This window comes from Olsenella sp. HMSC062G07 (assembly GCF_001811895.1).
GTDB classification, from domain to species: domain Bacteria; phylum Actinomycetota; class Coriobacteriia; order Coriobacteriales; family Atopobiaceae; genus Olsenella_F; species Olsenella_F massiliensis.
Genome location: NZ_KV806951.1, coordinates 946,979 through 967,250 on the forward strand (window position 1 = coordinate 946,979; position 20,272 = coordinate 967,250).

The window sequence follows — 20,272 nt, forward strand, 5'->3', positions numbered from 1 at the left end:
CCTCACCCCACCCTGTCCATCATCCGTACGATCCTGTCGACCACCTCGTCAAACGTGAGGCGAGAGGAGTCGATGAGCACGGCATCGGCGGCAGCCCTGAGCGGTGACTCGCGACGGGTCGAGTCCAGCTCGTCGCGGCGGAGGAGATCCATAAGGACGCTCTGGCGCTCTGTCTCGTCCACCCGCACGTCAGCGTCGATGGCGGCATCGGCGCCCGCGCGCTGGGCGGCGCGGCGAAAGGCGCGCTCGCGGGCGTCCGCCGTCAGGAAGACCTTCACATCCGCCTGCGGGAAGACCACCGTGCCGACGTCACGTCCCTCGGCGATGACGTCCTGCGCCGCGGCCAGCTGGCGCTGCTGGGCGACCATGGCCTCGCGCACCGCCTTGAAGGAGGAGACGGCCGAGACGTTGCGGTCGACCTCGGGCAGGCGAATCTGGCGCGTGACGTCGGCGCCGTCGAGCATGACGGTCTGCGACCCGTCGTCGCCCACGCCAAAGCTCACCCGCGCCTGCGCCGCCTCGCGCGAGACGGCCCTCTCGTCCTCGCAGCTGACGCCGCGCATGAGGCAGCGCCAGGTGATGGCGCGATACATGGCCCCGGTGTCGAGCAGCATGAGGCCGCGGCGGCGGGCGACGGCCCTGGCGACGCTGCTCTTGCCCGACCCGGCGGGCCCGTCGATGGCAACGATCATGTCGTCGTGTCCTTTCTGAACGCGTCGGCGACGTCGGTCCCCGCGCGCTCGGGATGCCGGCGGCGCTCCATGAGCTCCTCGGGCGAGAGGCCCAGGGAGCACAGCGTGAAGGCGTCGCCGTCGCAGCTCAGCTCCAGGGAGCTGACGTTGGCCACGCGCAGGTTCCAGAAGCTGCGCGCGGAGGCGCCGAGGGCGGCGCCGACGAGGGCCCGTGAGAGGCCCCCGTGCGTGACGCAGGCGGTCGCGCCGTCCAGGGGTCGCAGGAGGTCCAGCACCGCACGGCCGCGCTCCAGCAGCTCCTCGAAGCTCTCGGCGCCCGGCGCCGGACGTGAGCGACCGTCCGCGCCGAAGCGCCAGGGAAAGCTCAGCCCCCGTCGTTCGAGCTCCTCCAGCGTCAGGTCCTGGGCGCTGCCAAACTCGATCTCCTGGAGGTCCTCCACCACCGTGCACGGCACGCCGAGGCGCGCGGAGGCCTCCTCGGCGATGGCGCGGCAGCGCGAGAGCGGGGAGGTCCACAGGCGGTCGGGACCCCAGGCGCAGAGCGCCCGGACGGCGCGAGCCATCTGCGCCTCGCCGCGTTCCGTGAGGTCGACGTCCTTGCGCCCCGAGAGCGTGTGGGCAACGTTGGCCAACGTCTCGGAGTGACGCATGACCAGGATCCTATGACGTCGCATCATAAGCGCCTCCCTTTTGGGCAACGTCCCTCATAAGCCCCTCGACGGCGGCGCGCTCGCCAGGGTCGAGCCCCCTCAGCTGCCCGGGTCGAAGCCCCGTGAGGCGCAGGGGCCCGAACGCGTCGCGATGCAGCCGCACGACCTCATGCCCGACGGCCTTGAGCATGCGCTTGACCTGATGCTTCTTGCCCTCATGGACGGTGATGCCCACCACGCTCGTGCCGCGCGGCACCCCCTGCGCCACGACGGGCCGCGCCCGTGCGTCGTCCACGCCCAGCAGCTCCACGTGGGCGGGCTGGGCGCGGTCGTCCTGGAGCGCGACGCCCTCCCTCAGGCGACGGACGGCCTCGTCGCCCAAGGACCCCCTCACCAGGGCCACGTAATGCTTCCACACATGGCTCGCGGGGCGGAGCATGAGGTTGCCGAGGTCGCCGTTGGTCGTGAAGAGGAGCAGCCCCGTGGTGTCGGCGTCCAGGCGTCCCACGGGAAAGAGTCCTGGCAGGCGGTCCGTGGGAACGAGCTGGGCGACGCAGGGGCGTCCCTGGGGGTCGCTCATGGTGGTCACGTAGCCGGCCGGCTTGTAGAGCATGAGATAGCTGTGTCCATCGTCAAGACGCACGACCCTGCCGTCAACGGCCACCTCGTCGCGGTCGGCGTCCACCTTGCTGCCCAGCTCGCTGGTCACGACGCCGTTGACGCTCACGCGCCCCGCCGTCATGAGGCCCTCCGCGCCCCGCCTGCTGGCGACGCCCGCGCGCGCGAGGAAGCGCTGCAGGCGCATGGTCCGCGGGTATCCCTCGCGCTCACTCGTCGGCATCGTCGTACTCCTCGCCCAGCAGCTCGCGCTCGTCGTCCATGTCGTCCACGGTCTCCTCGAGCGTGGACGAGGCGGCCGTGCCCGACAGCCGCTCGCGGATGAACTGGCGCGCCTGCTCGTCCGGGGCGAAGTCCTCCAGCGGGGGGAGCTCCCTGAGCGAGCGCAGCCCGAACTGCTCCAGGAAGCGCTGCGTCGTGCCAAAGAGCACGGCATTGCCGTGGCCGGGGTCCCGCCCCGCCTCGCGCACGAGGCCCTTCTCGCGCAAAGAGCCGATGACGCCGTCGGAGTTGACGCCGCGGACCGCCTTGACGCCCTCGCGCGACACGGGCTGATGGTAGGCGATGACGGCGAGCGTCTCGAGGGCCGCCTGGGACAGCCGGCGCGTGTCCCAGCTGAGGACGTAGGATTCGACCTGCTCGTGAAAGGCCGGATGGGTGAAGAGGCGCCAGCCGCCCGCCACCTCGCGCAGCTGAAAGCCGCGGCCGGCGTCCGCATACTCCGCGGCGAGGTCGGCCAAGGCGGACGAGGCCTCCGTCGGCGCGACGCCAAGGGCGCGGGCAAGGTCGAGCGCGCTCACGGCGTCGCTCGACACCAGCAGCAGCGCCTCGAGCGCCGCCTTCAGTGACCCCGCCTCCAAGGGTTGCAGGTCGTGCATCAGATGTCCTCCTCAAGAAAACTGAGCGTCGACTCGTCAAGCTCGAAGGCCGGGGCCCCCTCCACGCGCACGACGTCGATGTCGCCAAAGGTCTCGGACTGCGAGAGGGTCACCGCCCCCCTCTTCGAGAGCTCGAGGATGGCCAGGAAGGTCGCCACGACCGTCTCGGCCCGCCGATCCGCCCCCAGAAGCTCCGAGAAGGTCACGACGGAGCGCGAGCGCGTCACGCGGTCGATCGTCGCCACGGTCAGCGCGATGGGAAGACGCCGGGGGGCGACGTGCTCCGCCTCGAGCAGGAGGCTCTGACGGCGACCGTCGAGGTCCGCGCAGATGACCGCGAGCGAGCGCAGCGAGATGCCCGACAGGAAGTCGGGCATGAGGCCGACGAACTCGGGGTCGGGACCCGCGCAGCGCGGCTCCATGCGACTCTCGGCCTCCATGCGTCCCGCCAGCGCGGCGCCGGCGGCACGGAACTGCTTATAGGCGACGAGGCGCGCCACCAGGACCTCCCGCGCCTCGTCGGGCGAGAGGCCCGCGAGGTCGTCGTCCTCGTCCTCGTCCCCGCGCGGACGCACGGGCCGGCTCGGCACGAGGGCCGCCGCCTTCATGTCGAGCAGCGTCGCGGCCACGAGCACGAAGTCGCTGGCGACGTCCAGGTCGAGCGACCCCATGGCATCGACCTCGGCAAGGTACTGGCTGGCCACCTCGGCGACGGAGATGGAGCCGATGGTGACCTTCTGGCGGCTCACCAGCTGGAGCAAAAGGTCGAAGGGGCCCGAGTAGGCCTGTGTCCTGACCGCAAACGACACGCGACCTACGCCCCCAGCCCCAGCAGCAGATCGGTGAGAGCGCCCGCCGTGGCGTTGAGATAGGCGCCCAGTATGTCGACGTGGAGCACCATGGGCAGCACGAAGAGAATCACCAGCAGGATGGGCATGGAGTAGCGCTGCCAGGCGTAGTAGCTGTCGAGCCGGGACCCCTTGAGGAAGAGCGAGACCACCTTGGACCCGTCAAGCGGGGGGAGCGGTATGAGGTTGAAGAAGGCGAGGACGAGGTTCACGTACACGTAGGTGGAAAGCACTCTCAGGACCCAGAAGAGCGCGCCCATGCCCCCGTCCCAGACGCGGAAGGCGATGACGAACAGGAGCGTGCCCGCAAGCGCCTGGACGACGTTGCACAGGGGTCCCGCAAGCGCCACGAGGAACTCCTGCACGCGGCGGTTACGCAGGTTGCGGGGGTCATAGGGGACCGGCTTCGCATAGGCGAAGACGGGCCCGCCCAGCCAGGCCATGATGAGGGGCAGCACGAAGGAGCCAAAGGGGTCAAGGTGCCTGCGCGGGTCCAGCGAGAGGCGCCCGGCGTCGCGGGCGGTGGTGTCGCCGCACGTAAGGGCCATCCAGCCATGCGCCACCTCATGGAGGATGGTCGAGAAAATCACGAGCACGATGGAGAAGACCATCGTGACGATTCTGACGGTGGAGATGTTCATGGTCGCACGTTCCTTTCTAGCCGCGCCGGGACCGCAACGCGTGCGCAAGGCGGGCAAGCAGCCAATCGGTCACGAACAGGGCGAGCGCGGCGAGGGCAAAGTCCCCGCGCAGCACGCCGCCCAGGGGGGTCTCGAACACGAAACGCCCGGCCAGGCCGTCGGGAAGCCATGACGTCACCGTACCACTGTAGCCGACCAGCGTCAGGCGGCCCGCCCCCGTCACGACGGCGGAAAGGACGACCAGGGCGGTGAGCGCCAGGGCGGCGAGGCGGCAGGCCAGCGACAGCAGGCGCGCGAGGGCCGCCGTCGCCTCGAAGGCGCCGGGACGACCCCGCCGCAGCACGCGCGTCGCGTCCGAAACGTGTCGCTCGTCAGCCATTGAGCCCCTCCTCGATGGACTCGCTCAGCGCCAGCCACTCCTCCTCCAGCGCGGGGATCTTCCTGGAGAGCGCGTTGTACTCCTTCATGCAGGCGTCAAAGCGCGCGGCGTCGTTGTAGAGCTCCTCGCTCGCCATGAGGCCCATGAGCTCCTGGTAGCGACGCTGAGCGGGCTTGAGCGCCGCCTCCACCTGACGAAGGCGCCGACGCTCCTCCCTGACGGCCTTGTTGGCGGCGTTGCGCGCCTCGGCCTCGGCCCGGCGCTGCTCGCGGGTCTTGACGTTGCGTCCCGTCGCCATCTTGTCCGCCGCCGACTGGGCACCCCCGCCGGGAGCCTGGGCGCTCGGGACGGACGCAACGGCGTGCGCGGCATCCGGGCCGGCGTCCTGCGATGCGCGCGCCTCGAGCTCGGCGCGCTTGAGGAGATAGTACTCGAAGTCGCCGTCATAGAGCGTGACCGTGTGGTCCCGGACGTCCACCACCTTGTTGGCAACGGCCCTCACCAGGTGCTCGTCATGGCTGATGAGCACGATGGTGCCCGGAAACGACCTCAGGGCGTCCTCGAGGACGCTCACCGAGTCAATGTCAAGATGGTTGGTGGGCTCGTCCAGGCAGAGGAGCGGGTCGGGCGCCACGAGCATGCGAGCGAGGGCCAGACGGGCCTTCTCGCCGCCCGAGAGAACCCCCACGCGCTTGTCCACGTCGTCCCCGTGGAAGAGGAAGGCGCCCAGCAGACGACGCTCCTCCGAGCTGGTCCAACCGGGGGCCGCCTCGTCCATCTCCTGAAGGACGGTCTTGGACTCGTCGAGGGTGTCGAGCTGGTGCTGGGCGTAATAGGCCTGGGTCACGTTCTGACCCAGGCTCACCGTGCCCGCGCTGGGGGCCTCGCGGCCCACGATGAGCTTCATGAGCGTGGACTTGCCGGCGCCGTTGGGCCCCACGAGGGCCACATGGTCCCCGCGGTAGAGCTTGAGGTCAACGCCCTCGTAGACCACGTTGTCGCCAAAGCGCTTGGACACGCCCTCGAGGGCTACGACCTCGTCGCCCGTGCGCGGGGGCTCGGGAAACGCAAAGTGCACGCTCTTGGACTTCTCGGGCAGCTGCACGAGCTCGCTGCGCACCTTCTCGATGCGGCGCAGACGCTCCTGGACCTGCCGGGCCTTGGTGGGCTTGTAGCGAAACTTGTCCACGAACACCTGCATGTGGTTGAGGTCGCGCTCCTGGGCTGCGCGCTTGGCCCGGAGCTGCTCCAGGTTGTCCTCGCGCTGGCGCAGGTAGAGGGAGTAGTTTCCCACGTAGGTGACAAGGCGCTTGTTCTCGAGCGACGCCACGTGGCTCACGCAGGCGTCCATGAACGAGCGGTCGTGGCTCACCAGGAGCACGGCCCCGTCATACGCCGAGAGGAACTGCTCGAGCCAGCCCACGGACTCAAGGTCAAGATGGTTGGTGGGCTCGTCAAGCAGCAGTAGGTCGGGATGCTTGAGCAGCAGCTTCGATAGGGCGATGCGCATCTGCCAGCCGCCGGAGAAGTCCCCGGACGGCTTGTCGAAGTCCTTGATCGGAAAGCCCAGCCCCCCCAGGATCTGGCGGGCCTTGGCCTCGAGCTCGTAACCCCCCAGGCGCTCGAAGCGGTCCTGGGCGACGCCGTAGCGCTCGAGAAGGCGCTCGTCCGCGCCGACCGTGGCGGCAATCTGGCGCTCCATCTCCTTGATGCGGCGCTCGAGCTCGCGAATCTCGTGAGCGGAATCGATGACCTCCTGCAGGGCGCTTTTGGTCCCGGATATTCTCGTCTCCTGCTCGAGATAGCCCACGGTGGTGTCCTTGGCAAAGCTCACGCTGCCCTCGTCGGCCGTCTCCTGGCCCATCAGGATCTTGAGCAGCGTCGTCTTGCCGGCGCCGTTGGGCCCCACGAGGCCCCAGCGCTCGCCGGCGTTGAGCTGCAAGCTGACGGCCGAGTACAGAACCCGGCCGCCAAACGACTTTGACACCTTGTCCGCGAGCGCGATCAAGCATGACCCCCTGAGCGTCGCCGGGCGCCTTGACGGGCGCCCCCCAACCTTCCGCATGAATTATACGGTATGCCCGCGGACGCGGCAGTCGCCTCGGGGCGCCGCCACATACAGAGCGCACGGACGCCCTTGCCAAGGGACGCCCCCGTCGCTGGCGGCGCAGCCTCGACACGGGACATTTTCGCGTACGAATCAGGTCCGTATAAAAAAACCAGGGCAAAAGCCCTGGTCAGCAATTACATGGTGGAGAATAGGGGATTCGAACCCCTGACCTCATGACTGCCAGTCATGCGCTCTCCCAACTGAGCTAATTCCCCGTTGCGTTGGTGCGCTAGCTACTATAGCAAAGACTTTGGCGACTGCCTAGGGAAAATTTGAGAAGTTTTTCTCGGTACCGTCGTGCCAAGGCGGAACTGTTGGCGAAGCCCCCCCGTGCGTCGCCACGCGGCACTCCGTAGCATCCTGCAGCGCAACGCGACATTCCATGGCGCCCTGCAGCACGACGTAGCACTCCATGGCGCCCTGCAGCGCGACGCAGCACCCCATGGCGCCCTGCAGCACGACGCAGCACTCCATGGCGCCCCGCAGCGCCCTCATCTTGTCTTTTTACACAGTTTATGGCCGATTTTGAGCGAAAAGTGCGTCAAATGGCAAGATGAGCGTGTCATATCGCATCGCGTCATATCGCGCCGTGTCGTATCGCGTCGCACCGCCCCGTATCGCGCCGTCGCGTGCTCTTGCGTACCGTCGAAACATCAGCGGCGTAGTAAACCCCGCCCCACGAGCGTGAGACGGGGTGAGACGTCGTGGTGGGCCCAGCAGGATTCGAACCTGCAACCCAGGGATTATGAGTCCCCTGCGCTAACCGTTGCGCCATAGGCCCCTATGAGGACGCACGACCGGAACGACACGAAGAATCCCGCAGTCAAGCCCGCAGTCGCGCAAGGGAATTTTACGCGGCCTTGGCAGGCTTGGCAAGCGCAAACGCGGCAAGACAAAAAAGGGCCAGGTCACCCGACCTGGCCCTCGTCATGTCATGGTGGGCGATGCTGGATTTGAACCAGCGACCCCTTCCGTGTGAAGGAAGTGCTCTACCCCTGAGCCAATCGCCCTAGCGCGCTAGCTATGGTACCAGAAGCGGCGTCGGGACCCAAGGAGAAATTATCAGTTCTGCACATGTCGAGAGGACCCCCTCTGTCGAGAGGACCTCCCTGTCGAGAGGGCCCGCATGTCGGGCGAGCCCGCAATCGCGGGGTGCCCGCAACATGAGGCTCCTGGCAGCCGCCGTCGCAGGCGCCTCGCCACGCGCGTCATACGCCTGTGAGGTAGACTACCCACGTGAGCCGACATGAAAGGGAGTAGCCATGCCCCAAGACGCCAAGCGCGTGAAGATCCTGACCCTCGTCGCCCTCGCGGCCGGCGCCGCAGCCGCCGTCTTCGGCGCGGTGCTGCTCGCCCAGGGACAGCATCCCGTCAAGGGAGGTCTGGTCCTCATGGGAGGCGTCGTGCTGCTCGTCATCAACCTGCGCCTGGCGAGGCTGGCCAACGTCCCCTCCAACGCCCGCCTCATCAGCCGTGCCTCGGGCGTGGGGTGCGCCGTCGAGCTGGCGAATCTCTCGACCGCCGTCGCGACCGTGGGCGTCGCCGACGTCCTGGCGCTGGGCGCCATCGCCATGGGGGCCGTGCTCTGTCTGGTCGTCTGTCTGTCCGCCCTTGTCGTCAAGAGACGCCTCGAGCGAGCGTAAGGAAGGGGGTCCTGGCGGGACAGGCCTGAAAAGACCCCCGACGGCTCCCCGGAGGCTCCCTGGCTCTCCCCTAGCCTCTCAGCGCCGCGACCTTTGACGCCACGAGCTTTGTAGCCTCGTCGAGCGCGACGTCGCTGCGCTCGCCCGTGGCACGCACCTTGAGCTCGGCCATGCCGGCCTTGACCCCTCGCTTGCCGCAAATGAGCTGGAAGGGCAGGCCCATGAGGTCGGCGTCGTTGAACTTGACGCCCGGACGCTCCCTGCGGTCGTCGAGCAGCACGTCAAGGCCACGCTCGGCGAGCGCGGCGGCGAGGGCCTGCGCCGCCGGCCAGACCAGGTCGTCCTTGACATCAAGGGCGATGACCTCGACCTCAAAGGGTGCCACGGGAACGGGCCAGGCGATGCCAGCCTCGTCGTGATGCTGCTCGACCACGGCGGCGAGCATGCGCGAGACGCCGATGCCGTAGCAGCCCATGAGGAAGGGCCGCTCCCTGCCGTCCTCGTCGGCGAAGGTCGCCCCCATGGCCTCGGAGTACTTGGTGCCCAGCTGGAACACCTGGCTGACCTCGATGCCGCGGGCGCTCGCGAGCGGCGAGCCGCAGCGCGGGCAGAGGTCGCCCTCCCTCACCGCAAGGACATCAACCCAGGCGTCGTCGGGAATGTCAACGTCACGGCCCACGAGGGCGTGGACTATGTGACGACCCTCCTCGTTGGCTCCCGCGCACCACCACTGGGAGCCCTTGAGCGAGACGTCAAAGCAGGCGCGCACGCCGTCGGGCAGGCCGATGGGCCCGATATAGCCCTTGCAGAGCCCGGCCTGCTCGAGCTCCTCGTCGCTCATCAGGTGGTAGTCGCCAAAGGCGTGCCGTGCCTTGACGTCGTTCATGTCGTGGTCGCCGGGGACGAACACGACGACGGGCGCTCCCTCGCCGTCCACGAGTGCGAGCGCCTTGCGCGTCGCGGCCTCGTCCACGCCGAGGAAGTCCGCGAGCTGGGCGATGGTGGAGCAGCCGGGCGTCGAGACGACCTCAAGCGAGCCCTCCTCGCCCTCCATGAGCCTGATCGGCGCCGTCGCGGCCTCGGTGTCGGCCGCGAAGCCACAGGCGTCGCAGTAGACGAGCTCGGCCTCGCCGGCCTCGGCCAGCGCCATGAACTCGACGGAGGTGTCGCCGCCGATCTGACCGGAGTCAGCCACGACGGGAAGCGCCCTGAGGCCGCAGCGCTCGCAGATGCGGGCGTAGGCCTCCTTCTCCTGGTCGTAGCACTCCTGGAGCGACTCCTGCGTCGCGCTGAAGGAGTAGGCGTCCTTCATGATGAACTCGCGGCCGCGCATGAGACCAAAGCGGGGCCGCAGCTCGTCGCGGAACTTGTCCTGGATCTGATAGAGCGTGACGGGCAGCTGCTTGTAGCTCTTGAGCTCGTTGCAGACGAGGTCAGTGAACGACTCCTCGTGGGTGGGCCCCAGGGCGAACTGGCGGTCGTGACGGTCGGTGATGCGCATGAGCTCGGGCCCGTAGGCGTCCCAGCGGCCGCTCTGGTGCCAGAGCTCGGCGTCCGTGAGGATGGGCACCTGCATCTCCTGCGCGCCGATGCCGTCCATCTCGTCGCGGATGATGGCCTCGATCTTCATGATCGAGCGCCACGCGAGGGGCAGGTAGCTGTAGAGGCCCGACGCGCCCTTGCGGATGAAGCCGGCCCTCAGCAGGAGCCGATGGCTCGCGAGCTCCGCCTCCGCGGGATCCTCCTTCAGGGTGGGGCCGTACAGCCTTGACATCCTCATGTAGCTTCTCAACGCTCGTCCTTTCACGTCATCTTCCTCGCCGGCATGCAAGGTCAGGCCCCTGCGACCGGCTGCCATGGTACATCACCGGGTCCGACTTCGCGCTAGGACGTGCCGGCGACCCTCTTGGCCACCTCGTCCATGAGCTCGTCCACGATGCGCTCCTCGGGAACGTTCCTGACGCGCCGACCGTTCTCAAAGAGCACGCCCTGCCCCAGGCCGCAGGCAATGCCCAGGTCGGCGTCGCGCGCCTCGCCGGGCCCGTTGACGACGCAGCCCATCACGGCGACGGAGAGCGGCGCGTCAACCTCCTGGAGGCGCCGCTGGACCTCGTCGGCGAGCCCGATGAGGTCCACCTGGCAGCGTCCGCAGGTGGGGCAGCTGACAAGCTCGGGATGCAGGCGCCTGAGGCCCAGGGCGCCCAGGAGGTCCCAGGCGACGCGGACCTCCTCGACGGGGTCGGCCGTCAGCGAGAGGCGCATCGTGTCGCCGATGCCCTCCTCGAGCAGGACGCCCACGGCAACGCAGTTCTTGACGGTGCCCTGGCGCAGGCCGCCCGCCTCGGTCACGCCCACGTGCAGGGGCACGTGGGGCAGCTCGCGCGAGAGGGCGCGGTAGGTGGCGAGCGTCACCGGGACGGAGTGCGCCTTGGCGCTGAGCACGACGTCATGAAAGCCCCGCCCCTCCACGTGCCTCACGAAGGATGCCGCGGAGTAAACGAGCTTCTCGGACAGGGTGAGGTCATCCCGCCCGTCCACCGCAGGGTCGAGCGAGCCCGCGTTGACCCCGATGCGAATGGGGATGTGCGCCTCCCCCGCCGCGTCGATGACCGCGTCCACGCGATCGAGGGAGCCGATGTTGCCAGGGTTGATGCGCAGCGCCGCGGCGCCGCGCCGTGCGGCCTCGACCGCCAGACGGTAATCAAAGTGGATGTCGGCCACCACGGGCAGCGGACTCGCCTCGCAGACGGCCGCAAACCCGTCGAGGGAGCGGGCGTTCGGGACGGCCACGCGGACGATCTCGCAGCCCTCCCGCGCGAGCAGGGCGATCTGCGACAGCGTCGCGGACGCGTCGTCCGTCTTGGTGGTGCACATGGACTGCACCGAGATGGGCGCCCCTGCGCCCACGGCGACGGACCCCACGCGAACCTGGTGCGTGGCAAGGCGGGCGTCGCCCGTCGGCGGATGGAAAAACCGTCGCTCCTCCGGAAGGTTCATAGGTCCTCCTATCCGAGCATGAGATGCAAGACGTCATTCCTCAGGGCGATGACGAAGATGAGGACGAAGAGGGCGAGCCCCACGTAGCTCACGACTGTCTGGACCCTGAGCGAAAGGGGGCGGCGCAGGACGAGCTGAATCAGCTCGATGATGACCTTGCCCCCGTCCAGCGGCGGGATGGGCAGCAGGTTCATGACGCCCAGCGACATGGAGACGAGCGCCATGAAGAGGATCGGCGGGTAGGCTCCCGCAGAGGCCGCCTCGCTCGCCATGGCCGAGATGCCCACCACCGACGAGGTGCCCTGGATCGTCTCAAGCGTGTGCTGCGGCATGATGAGCCGAACGGCAAAGCCCGCCACCGAGGCGCCGTAGGACAGGGTGACGCGGGAGGCCTCGACAAGGCCCATCCTGACCTTGCGGGTGGTGGGCCTGATGCCGATGGCCTGGACGTCCTGGCCGTCGGGGACGTCGACGGAAAGCGTGACGGTCTCGCCCGCGCGCATGACGTCAAGGGAGAAGTCGCGCCCCTCCCCCAGCACCCCCGACAGGGCTTGCGCGACGCCGGCCCAGTCGCTCACAGGTCGACCATCGACGGAGACGACGGCGTCGCCCGCCTGAAGCCCCGCCGCCTGGGCGAGGCTGCCGTCGCCCACGGACCCGACGACGTTGCTGCCGGAGACAACGTCGGTCCCCACGAGGCAGAGCCCCGCCGTCATGACCACGAACGCGAAAAGCAGGTTGACGAGGGGGCCGGCCAGAAGGGTGAGCGTGCGGCGGACGAAGCTCTTTCCCAGGTAGGTGAACGAGCGCTCCCTGTCGAGGGCGGAGGCGACGTCCCCGACCAGGGGGCGCGGCGCGCCCGCGTCGGTGCATCCAGGCAGGGCGAAGTCGCAGCCGCGGTCGTACTCAGTCAAAAAGCGCCCGTCGCGCGCGAGGGTCTCGAAGCGCGCGTCGTCGCCCGTCGCGGCGGGCCGCTGCCTGATGGCCGCCCAGTCGCACAGGGTGACGAGCAGGTCGTAGGCCCGCTCCTCGTCGACGCCCAGGGTCTGGGCCACCTGGGGCAGGCTCACGCGCCCCTGGCGCTGGACCAGCTCGAAGCAGGCGCCCAGCAGCTCGTCCTGGACGCCCCCCATGCCGCAGATGCGCGTGTAGCCCCCCAGAAGCAGGGGCGTCACGCCAAACTCCGTGCCCCGTCGCCGCGACTTCCACGACAGCTTGAGCCTGCAGGGCATGCCCAGGAAGAACTCCGTCACGCGCATGCCGCAGGCGCGCGCCATGAGGTAGTGACCCCCCTCGTGCACGAAGACGAGCAGGGAGAGGACGAGCACGCCCCAGAACGCCGCCGAAAGCGCGCCTGCGCAGGCGGCCGTCAGCACAGCGACCCCAGGAAGGCCTCGGCCTGCCGACGGGCCCGACCATCCACGTCACGAAGCTGACCGAGGGACTCGACCCTCTCGACGTCCGTGGCGTCCATGACGGCGCTCACGCAGGCCTCGATGTCCAAGAAGCCGCAGGCCCCGTCCCGGAAGCGCGCGTTAGCGACCTCGTTGGCCGCGTTCATGGCGCAGGGAAGCGTGCCGCCGACGCGCCCCGCCTCGCGGGCGAGCGCCAGACAGCCGAACGCCTCCTCGTCGGGGGCGTCAAAGCTCAGGCTCCCGATGGCGCAGTAGTCCACACGCTCCTCGGGACAGTCCCAGCGCTCCGGGTAGCTCAGGGCGTATTGGATGGGCGTGCGCATGTCCGAGGGGCCGAGCTGCGCCTTCACGACCCCGTCGGAGAACTCGACCATCGAGTGGACGCGACTCTCGCGGTGGACGAGGACCCGCACCTGGTCGACCGACACGTCAAAGAGCTGGTGCGCCTCGAGCACCTCGAGCCCCTTGTTCATGAGCGTCGCCGAGTCGATCGTGATCTTGGGGCCCATGGACCAGGTGGGGTGCCTGAGCGCCTCGGCGGCCGTGACGCGCGCGAGCTCCTCGCGGCTGCGACCGAGGAAGGGGCCGCCCGAGCAGGTGAGCCACAGGGCGTGAATCCGCTCGTGGCGCTCCCCCACGAGGCACTGGAAGATGGCGCTGTGCTCGGAGTCGATGGGACGAAAGCGTCCCGGCCGCGCAAGCGGCATGAGGAGGTCGCCCCCCACGACGAGGGACTCCTTGTTGGCGTAGGTCAGGATCTTGCCCGCCTTGAGCGCCTCGAAGCCGGCGCCGATGCCGGCAAAGCCCGTCACGGCATTGAGCACACAGTCCACCTCGGCGTCGCGCGCGAGGTCCTCGAGCGCGGCGGGGCCCACGTCGACGCGGCAGCCCGCAGGCAGGTCAAAAAGGGCGGCGTCATCGCGATGCGCCTCGTCGGTGATGACGACGCGACGAGCGCCAAACTCCCGCGCGGCGCGCACCGCCGCGGCGACGGAGCCGTTGACGGACAGGCCGTAGACCTCAAGGCGGTCACGATGACGGCGGCAGACGTCCAGGGCCTGCATGCCGATGGAGCCCGAGGCGCCCAGGATGGCAAGGCGCAGGGGGCGCGGACACCCGCCGCAGGGGACGGGCGGCTCGTCGAGGATGCTCACAGCATACCTCCTAGATAGAGAAGCAAAAACGCCACGGTGGCACCAAAGAGCATGGAGTCCGAGCGGTCGAGAAGGCCGCCGTGGCCCGGCATGATGGTGCCGGAGTCCTTGACGCCGACGCCGCGCTTGATGCGCGACTCAAAGAGGTCGCCCACGACGGCGAAGACGCCCACGAGCAGGCCGCCCGCCACGGCGAGGTCCAGGGTGAGGCCGCGCACGCCCAGCAGCCACATGAGGATCCAGACGAGGACGCTGCCGAGCAGGCCCGCGACAAGCCCCTCGACGCTCTTGTTGGGCGAGATGCGCGGGGCGAGCTTATGCTTGCCGAGGCGCGAGCCCGCAAAGTACGCGAGCGAGTCGTTGAGCCACACCGACCCCATGACGCCAAAGGTGAGCAGCTGCCCGTTGACGCCGCCGTCGCACATGCGGATGATCACGATGCACGAGAGGGTCAGCGAGGTGTAGACGGGGCCGAAGAACGTGATCGCGACGTCCGAGACGTTGGCCCGCGGCGTCACCACGTACCAGCCCGCCACAAGGGCTATGAACACGAACAGCGCCACGAGCGACCCCACGAGACGCCCCGTGAGGGGCATCAGGGGAAAGACGACGGCGGCGGCCAGGCCAACCACCTCGTTGGGCATGCGACCCGAGAGGCGCGTGAGTTTGTAGAACTCGGAGCAGCAGAGCCAGGACATGGAGCAGACGACGACTGCCGTGGGAAGGCTCCCCAAGAGGATGGCCGCCAGGGTCGTGAGGGCGTAGATGGCGCCGGTGAGCACGCGAGTGAGGACCCTCTCGGTGCGCGCGCGGACCTTCTGGGAGCGCAGGTCGCCGCGGTCGCGCCGGGGCTCCCGCCTCAGGCGGATACGCTCGAGCAGGTCTATGCCCGCGTCAAGGCCGCGCGTGCGCCGCGCCTCCGTCCCGCGGCCCTCTGTGCCAGATGCGTCGCTCACGACGAGTGGACACCCCCAAAGCGGCGGTCGCGGGACTGAAAGTCCCGGATGGCGCGAAGCAGCTCCCAGCGATCGAAGTCGGGCCACAACACGCGTGACACGTACAGCTCCGTGTATGCCAGCTGCCACAGCAGGTAGTTGGAGAGCCTCAGCTCGCCGGAGGTGCGAATGAGCAGGTCAGGGTCAGCAAGTCCCGCCGTGTAGAGGTGCCGTCCCAGCGTCTCCTCGTCGACGTCCTCGACGCGCGAGCGCCCCTCGACGACGTCGAGGGCGACAAGGCGGGCAGCACGGGCGATCTCGGCGCGCGAGCCGTAGTTGACCGCCAGCGCGAAGGTCATGCCGGTGTTGCCGGCCGTCTCGTCCAGGCCGCGCATGAAGACGTCGTGGGTCTTGCGGGGCAGGGCATCGAGGTCGCCCAGGAAGCGCAGCCTCACGTTCTCCTGGCGAAAGAGGGGGAGCTCCTTGACGAGCGTGGTGGCAAACAGGTGCATGAGCAGGTCGACCTCGCGCTGGGGACGACGCCAGTTCTCCGTGGAGAAGGCGTAGGCCGACAGCACATCCAACCCCAGACGCACACTCGTCGTGACCGTCTCGCGCAGCGCGTCCACGCCGGCAACGTGGCCTCGGGAGCGGTCGAGGCCCCGGGCCTGGGCCCAGCGGCCGTTGCCGTCCATGATGATCGAGACGTGGGAGGGCAGGCGCGAGAGGTCGACGTCGGCCAGGGAGACGTCCTTCCGGGCATCGGCATAGTGCGCGCGCAGCTTGTCGAGGTCAAACTCCACTTATATCTCCATGACCTCGGCGGTCTTCGCCTTGAGCATGGCGTCGATCCTTTCGATGAAGCCGTCCGTGAGCTTCTGGATGGACTTCTTCTCGCGACTGACGTCGTCCTCGGAGAGGTCGCCCGCCTTCTCGGCGCGCTCGGCGAGGCTGTTGGCGTCGCGACGGGCGTTGCGCACGGAAATCTTCGCCTCCTCGGCGTACTTGCTGCACTCCTTGGCAAGCTCACGGCGGCGCTCCTCGGTGGGCTTGGGGAAGGGCAGGCGAATGCTCACGCCGTCGTTGCTGGGCGTGATGCCCAGGTCCGAGGAGGCGATGGCCTTCTCGACGGCCTTGAGGGAGCTCTTGTCCCAGGGCTCGACGATGAGCAGGGACGCCTCGGACTTGATGCCCGCAAGCTGGTTGACCGGGGTTGACTGACCGTAGTAGTCAACCCGGATGTCATCGAGGACATGGGGGTTGGCGCGCCCCGTGCGCACCTTCGAGAAGTTGTGGCCCAGGGCGTCAACGCACTTCTCCATGTGCCTCTTGGCCGAGTCGGTGTACTCGCTCATAGCTGTCTCCTATTCGTCAACGACGGTCGTTCCCACGGACTCGCCCTTGAGGGCGCGCTCGAATATGTCGGTGCCATCAAGGTTGAACACCATGATGGGCATGTGGTTGTCATGGCAGAGCGCCGTGGCCGTAGAGTCCATGACCTGTAGACCCTTGAGGAGGACCTCCGTGTAGCTGATGGTATCGTACTTGGTGGCATCCTCGTTCGTGCGGGGGTCAGCGTCGTAGATGCCGTCCACCTGCGTCGCCTTCATGAGCACCTCCGCGCCGATCTCGCAGGCCCTGAGGGCCGCCGCCGTGTCGGTGGTGAAGTAGGGATTGCCGGTGCCCGCCGCGAAGATGGTGATGCGACCCTTCTCGAGGTGGCGAATCGCACGGCGCCGAATGTAGGTCTCGGACACCTGGTGCATCTCGATGGCGCTCATGACGCGGCACTGCATGCCGTTGCGCTCGAAGCAGTCCTGCAGCGCGAGGGAGTTGATGACCGTCGCGAGCATGCCCATGTTGTCGCCCTGGGCGCGATCCATGCCGGCGGCAGCGCCGGAGAGGCCTCGAAAGATGTTGCCGCCGCCCACGACGACGGCTATCTGCACGCCGTTGTCATAGGCGGGCTTGATGTCGTCGGCGATCTTCTGGGGGACGCAGGGGTCGATCCCGAAGTCCTTGTCGCCCATGAGCGCCTCGCCGGACAGCTTGAGCAAGACGCGCTTGTACTTGTACGTAGTCACCGTTGACCTCCAGACGCGAGCCCTTCAAGTGGCCCGGCAGCAGCCTGGCCCCGTCAATTCTACCAGAGCCCGCAGACTCCCCCCTCCCCCGACGCGGACGCGCCCGCAAAGGCGTGCCGTCCGCCTCGTGCGCGACGTCCGCGCGGCCCAAAAAAGGCCCGCACCGTGTGGTGCGGGCCTGACAGGCGCAGCATCCGCAGGCCCCGAGACCTACTCCCCGAAGGCGAAGCGGACGAAGCCCTCCACCTTGACGGTGTCGCCGAGCTCCTTGCCGACCTTGGCGGCGTAATCGGCGATGGTCATCGAGGAGTCCTTGATGAACTCCTGCTCGGTGAGGACGATCTCCTTGTAGAACTTCTCGAGCTTGCCGACGGCAATCTTCTCCTGGATGAACGCGGGCTTGCCGGACTCGGCGGCCTGGGCCATGTAGATGGACTTCTCGTGCTCCACGGTCTCGGCGGGCACGTCCTCGCGCCTGGCAGCCACGGGCGCGGCGGCGGCAACCTGCATGGCGACGTCATGCGCGAAGACCTTGAACGTGTCGCTCTGCGCCGTCTCGGCCTTGGCGAGCGAGAACCAGGCGAGGTCGGCAAGCTTGCCGCCCAGGTGCACGTAGGAGGAGAGGGCGCCGTCCTCGACGCTCACGCGGCGAAAACGGGCGATCTTCATGTTCTCACCGATGACGTGAATCATCTCGGTGAGCTCGTCGGCCACGGTCGCGTCTCCCATGGCGCAGGCCTTGAGCGCCTCGACGTCCGCGGGATCGTTCTGCGCGACGACCTTGGCGAGCTCGGCGGCAAAGTCGGTGAACTTGGGGTTCGTGCCTACGAAGTCGGTCTCGCAGGTGAGCTCGAGAATCGCACCCACCTTGCCGTCCTCGGAGATGTGCGTGGCGATGGTGCCCTCATTGGTGTCGCGGCCGGCGCGCTTGACGGCCTTGGCGACGCCCATCTTGCGCAGCACGTCAACGGCCTTCTCAATGTCCCCGTCGGCCTCGACGAGGGCCTTCTTGCACTCCATCATGGGCGAGTCGGTCATCTCGCGCAGCTGCTTGACCATTGCGGCGGTAACGTTGGCCATGGTGTGTCTCCTTCTTGGGTCCTGAGAGCTGATGTGTCTGGGCTCGAGCTACTCGGCCTTGCCGGCGTCAGGCGTGCCCTCGGGCGCGGCGGCGGGCTCGGAAGCGGGGGTCGTCTCGACGGCAGGCGTGGTCTGGCCGGCCTCCATCTCCTCGACGCTGATCTGCTCCTTGCCGGAGCCCGCGAGGACGGCGTCGGCGACGAGCTCGCACATGAGGTTCACCGAGCGGATGGCGTCATCGTTCGCGGGGATACCATAGTCGACGACGTCGGGGTCGGAGTTGGTGTCCAGCAGGGCGACGACGGGGATGTGCAGACGGTTGGCCTCGCGAATCGCGATCTCCTCGCGCTTGGAGTCGATGACGAAGAGGGCCTGCGGCAGGCTCTTCATGTCGCGGACGCCGCCGAGGTTGCGCTGGAGCTTCTCAAGCTCCTTGGTGAGCACGGCCTGCTCCTTCTTGCCGCGAAGCGCCATGCGACCGTCCTCCACCATGGCCTCGAGCTCCTCCATGCGGTCGATGCGGGAGCGCATGGTCACGAAGTTGGTGAGCATGCCGCCGAGCCAGCGCTGGTTGATGTAGGGCATGCCCGCGCGCTCGGCCTGGGCGGCGACGGGCTCCTGGGCCTGCTTCTTGGTGCCCACGAACAGCACGCGCCCGCCCTTGGCGGCGGTCTCCTTGAGGAAGCTGTAGGCCCTGTCGGCACCGAGGACGGTCTTCTTGAGGTCGAGGATGTAGATGCCGTTGCGCTCGCCGAAGATGTACTCCCTCATCTTGGGATTCCAGCGACGGGTCTGGTGACCGTAGTGGCAGCCGGCCTCGAGCAGGGTGCGAATATTAATCTTGACAGCCATGTTCTAACCTCCGTTGGTTGGGCCTCCGCGTGGTGTCAGTCCCAAAGCCCCACCCACGCCTTGGCAAGAGGCCTGGGCACCAGGGGTTCGAGTAGCCACGCGTGCGAATTGACGCCGTGCGGTCGCACGGCAGCTCTTGATTGTAGCAGGCGCGCCGCGTCCGCGCCACCAAGAACGACGCCGTGCGCTCGTTCATCCACAGTTAGTGAACGAAGAAGGGCAGCGGCGCGTCGTCACTCGGCGCGCGGGTGCGCCTGACGCGCGGCCTCTTTCAGGCGCTCGGCCGACAGGTGCGTGTAGATCTGCGTCGTCGAGAGGCTTGCGTGACCCAGCAGCTCCTGGACGCTGCGCAGGTCGGCACCGCCGGCGAGCAGTTCGGTCGCATAGCTGTGACGAAGCGTGTGCGGCGTCACCTCGTCCGAGAGCCCCGCGAGGCTGACCCGACGCTCGAAGGCCGCCCTCAGCGCGTCGGCGCTCATGGCGTTACCCCTGATCGAGACGAACAGGGCCTCGGTCCTGCCCCCGCGCGCCCGGGACGCGAGCTCCGCGCGAGGGCCGCGCACGTACGAGCAGAGCCGCTCGACGATTCCGCGGTAGAGCGGCACGATGCGCTCCTTGGAGCCCTTGCCAAACAGTCGCACCTGCCCGCGCGCGACGTCAACGCTTCCCACCGTGAGCCGGGCGACCTCGGAGATACGCGCGCCCGTGGCGTAGAGCAGCTCGATGAGCAGGGCGTCACGGCGTCCCGCGACGTCCTGCTCGCAGGCGTCCAAAAGGCGGCTCACGTCCGCGTCGTCGATCGTGCGGGGCAGCGAGCGGGCGGCCTTGGGGCTTGCGATCGCGTCGGCGGCGACCTTGTCGCAGATCCCCTCACGAGCGAGCCAGCGATAGAAGCTGCGCACGGCGGAGAGCCGGCGGTCGATGGTCGTCGTGGCGTAGCGCGCCCGCGAAAGCTCCCCCAAGAAGCCGCGCAGGTCGCGATGGGAGACCTCGCGCGCGTCCCTGCCGTGGCGCACCACCCATGACCGATAGGCGTCAAGGTCGGACCGGTAGGCCCGTATCGTGTGAGGCGAGAGGCCGCGCGCCACGCGGAGATGCTCAAGGAAGCGCTCCTCGTCCTCTCTGAGGCGGGCGTCCTGGGGGTCGGCGACAGACTCGGAAAGGTCGCCGGCGGCCGCGTGGCGGCGGGCGCTAGGCATGGGACACCTCGAAGAGCTCCGGGCGGCTCGCCAGGTAGCGGGCGAGGTCCTCCGTCGCGCGGTCGGCGTAGGCCTGATAGCGCTCGCGCTTTTTTTT

The 20,272-nt window shown here is 68.4% G+C and carries 20 protein-coding genes and 3 tRNA genes; 1 reads left to right on the forward strand and 22 read right to left on the reverse strand.

The genetic code is table 11. The features are described 5' to 3' along the window. Positions 1 to 2 precede the first annotated feature (2 nt). The 11 genes from cmk to HMPREF2826_RS07455 all read right to left on the reverse strand — a co-directional run bounded on the left by cmk (position 3) and on the right by HMPREF2826_RS07455 (position 7,826). Positions 3 to 692, reverse strand: a complete 690-nt coding sequence (gene cmk, locus HMPREF2826_RS09450) for a (d)CMP kinase (RefSeq protein WP_070640618.1) — start codon at positions 690 to 692, stop codon at positions 3 to 5. Then, positions 689 to 1,369: a histidine phosphatase family protein gene (locus HMPREF2826_RS07405; RefSeq protein ID WP_070640620.1), complete on the reverse strand. Its 681-nt coding sequence runs from the start codon at positions 1,367 to 1,369 to the stop codon at positions 689 to 691. The genes cmk and HMPREF2826_RS07405 overlap by 4 nt, the downstream gene beginning before the upstream one ends. Then, positions 1,353 to 2,183, reverse strand: a complete 831-nt coding sequence (locus tag HMPREF2826_RS07410) for a pseudouridine synthase (RefSeq protein ID WP_070640621.1) — start codon at positions 2,181 to 2,183, stop codon at positions 1,353 to 1,355. The genes HMPREF2826_RS07405 and HMPREF2826_RS07410 overlap by 17 nt, the downstream gene beginning before the upstream one ends. Further along, positions 2,170 to 2,838 carry an SMC-Scp complex subunit ScpB gene (scpB, locus tag HMPREF2826_RS07415; RefSeq protein WP_070640629.1) on the reverse strand — a complete coding sequence of 223 codons (669 nt, stop codon included), beginning with the start codon at positions 2,836 to 2,838 and terminating at the stop codon, positions 2,170 to 2,172. The genes HMPREF2826_RS07410 and scpB overlap by 14 nt, the downstream gene beginning before the upstream one ends. Beyond that, a complete protein-coding gene (locus HMPREF2826_RS07420) occupies positions 2,838 to 3,647 on the reverse strand; it encodes a segregation and condensation protein A (protein WP_070640631.1) in 810 nt (269 codons plus the stop codon). The genes scpB and HMPREF2826_RS07420 overlap by 1 nt, the downstream gene beginning before the upstream one ends. 5 nt (positions 3,648 to 3,652) lie before the next feature. Beyond that, positions 3,653 to 4,327, reverse strand: a complete 675-nt coding sequence (locus HMPREF2826_RS07425) for a site-2 protease family protein (RefSeq protein ID WP_070640633.1) — start codon at positions 4,325 to 4,327, stop codon at positions 3,653 to 3,655. Positions 4,328 to 4,343: 16 nt separating this feature from the next. Continuing rightward, positions 4,344 to 4,706: a hypothetical protein gene (locus HMPREF2826_RS07430; protein WP_083307330.1), complete on the reverse strand. Its 363-nt coding sequence runs from the start codon at positions 4,704 to 4,706 to the stop codon at positions 4,344 to 4,346. Continuing rightward, positions 4,699 to 6,714, reverse strand: a complete 2,016-nt coding sequence (locus tag HMPREF2826_RS07435) for an ABC-F family ATP-binding cassette domain-containing protein (RefSeq protein WP_070640635.1) — start codon at positions 6,712 to 6,714, stop codon at positions 4,699 to 4,701. The genes HMPREF2826_RS07430 and HMPREF2826_RS07435 overlap by 8 nt, the downstream gene beginning before the upstream one ends. 241 nt (positions 6,715 to 6,955) lie before the next feature. Beyond that, a tRNA-Ala gene (locus HMPREF2826_RS07440) sits at positions 6,956 to 7,031 on the reverse strand. Between the two features lie 490 nt (positions 7,032 to 7,521). Further along, a tRNA-Ile gene (locus HMPREF2826_RS07450) sits at positions 7,522 to 7,597 on the reverse strand. Positions 7,598 to 7,751: 154 nt separating this feature from the next. Beyond that, positions 7,752 to 7,826 (reverse strand) — tRNA-Val (locus HMPREF2826_RS07455). Between the two features lie 252 nt (positions 7,827 to 8,078). Here HMPREF2826_RS07455 and HMPREF2826_RS07460 point away from each other — a divergent pair. Continuing rightward, positions 8,079 to 8,459: a hypothetical protein gene (locus HMPREF2826_RS07460; RefSeq protein ID WP_070640639.1), complete on the forward strand. Its 381-nt coding sequence runs from the start codon at positions 8,079 to 8,081 to the stop codon at positions 8,457 to 8,459. A 70-nt stretch (positions 8,460 to 8,529) separates the two neighbouring features. Here the strand turns inward: HMPREF2826_RS07460 and HMPREF2826_RS07465 are convergent, their stop codons facing one another. The 11 genes from HMPREF2826_RS07465 to HMPREF2826_RS07515 all read right to left on the reverse strand — a co-directional run bounded on the left by HMPREF2826_RS07465 (position 8,530) and on the right by HMPREF2826_RS07515 (position 20,175). After that, entirely contained in the window at positions 8,530 to 10,251 is a 1,722-nt protein-coding gene (locus HMPREF2826_RS07465; protein WP_371440579.1) for a proline--tRNA ligase, read from the reverse strand. A gap of 92 nt (positions 10,252 to 10,343) precedes the next feature. Then, entirely contained in the window at positions 10,344 to 11,456 is a 1,113-nt protein-coding gene (ispG, locus tag HMPREF2826_RS07470; protein WP_070640643.1) for a flavodoxin-dependent (E)-4-hydroxy-3-methylbut-2-enyl-diphosphate synthase, read from the reverse strand. A gap of 8 nt (positions 11,457 to 11,464) precedes the next feature. Next, entirely contained in the window at positions 11,465 to 12,832 is a 1,368-nt protein-coding gene (locus HMPREF2826_RS07475) for a M50 family metallopeptidase (protein ID WP_246824716.1), read from the reverse strand. Beyond that, positions 12,826 to 14,025 (reverse strand): 1-deoxy-D-xylulose-5-phosphate reductoisomerase, encoded by a 1,200-nt coding sequence (gene dxr, locus HMPREF2826_RS07480; protein WP_256388673.1) that lies wholly within the window; start codon positions 14,023 to 14,025, stop codon positions 12,826 to 12,828. Before dxr ends, HMPREF2826_RS07475 begins: the two co-directional genes overlap by 7 nt. Beyond that, positions 14,022 to 14,981 carry a phosphatidate cytidylyltransferase gene (locus tag HMPREF2826_RS07485; RefSeq protein ID WP_070640645.1) on the reverse strand — a complete coding sequence of 320 codons (960 nt, stop codon included), beginning with the start codon at positions 14,979 to 14,981 and terminating at the stop codon, positions 14,022 to 14,024. Before HMPREF2826_RS07485 ends, dxr begins: the two co-directional genes overlap by 4 nt. Further along, on the reverse strand, positions 14,978 to 15,763 hold the full coding sequence (locus HMPREF2826_RS07490) for an isoprenyl transferase (RefSeq protein WP_058270339.1): 786 nt from the start codon (positions 15,761 to 15,763) through the stop codon (positions 14,978 to 14,980). Before HMPREF2826_RS07490 ends, HMPREF2826_RS07485 begins: the two co-directional genes overlap by 4 nt. Then, complete coding sequence (gene frr / locus HMPREF2826_RS07495; protein WP_058270338.1) at positions 15,764 to 16,315, reverse strand: ribosome recycling factor; 552 nt, start codon at positions 16,313 to 16,315, stop codon at positions 15,764 to 15,766. A gap of 9 nt (positions 16,316 to 16,324) precedes the next feature. Continuing rightward, positions 16,325 to 17,044 (reverse strand): UMP kinase, encoded by a 720-nt coding sequence (pyrH, locus tag HMPREF2826_RS07500; protein ID WP_058270539.1) that lies wholly within the window; start codon positions 17,042 to 17,044, stop codon positions 16,325 to 16,327. A gap of 210 nt (positions 17,045 to 17,254) precedes the next feature. After that, positions 17,255 to 18,124, reverse strand: coding sequence for a translation elongation factor Ts (gene tsf, locus HMPREF2826_RS07505; protein WP_070640647.1), 870 nt, complete (start codon positions 18,122 to 18,124; stop codon positions 17,255 to 17,257). 48 nt (positions 18,125 to 18,172) lie between these two features. Further along, positions 18,173 to 18,976, reverse strand: a complete 804-nt coding sequence (rpsB, locus tag HMPREF2826_RS07510) for a 30S ribosomal protein S2 (protein WP_070640649.1) — start codon at positions 18,974 to 18,976, stop codon at positions 18,173 to 18,175. 233 nt (positions 18,977 to 19,209) lie between these two features. Then, the gene (locus HMPREF2826_RS07515; RefSeq protein ID WP_070640651.1) at positions 19,210 to 20,175 is read right to left on the reverse strand and encodes a tyrosine recombinase XerC; all 966 of its coding nucleotides are present in this window, start codon (positions 20,173 to 20,175) and stop codon (positions 19,210 to 19,212) included. Positions 20,176 to 20,272 lie beyond the last annotated feature (97 nt).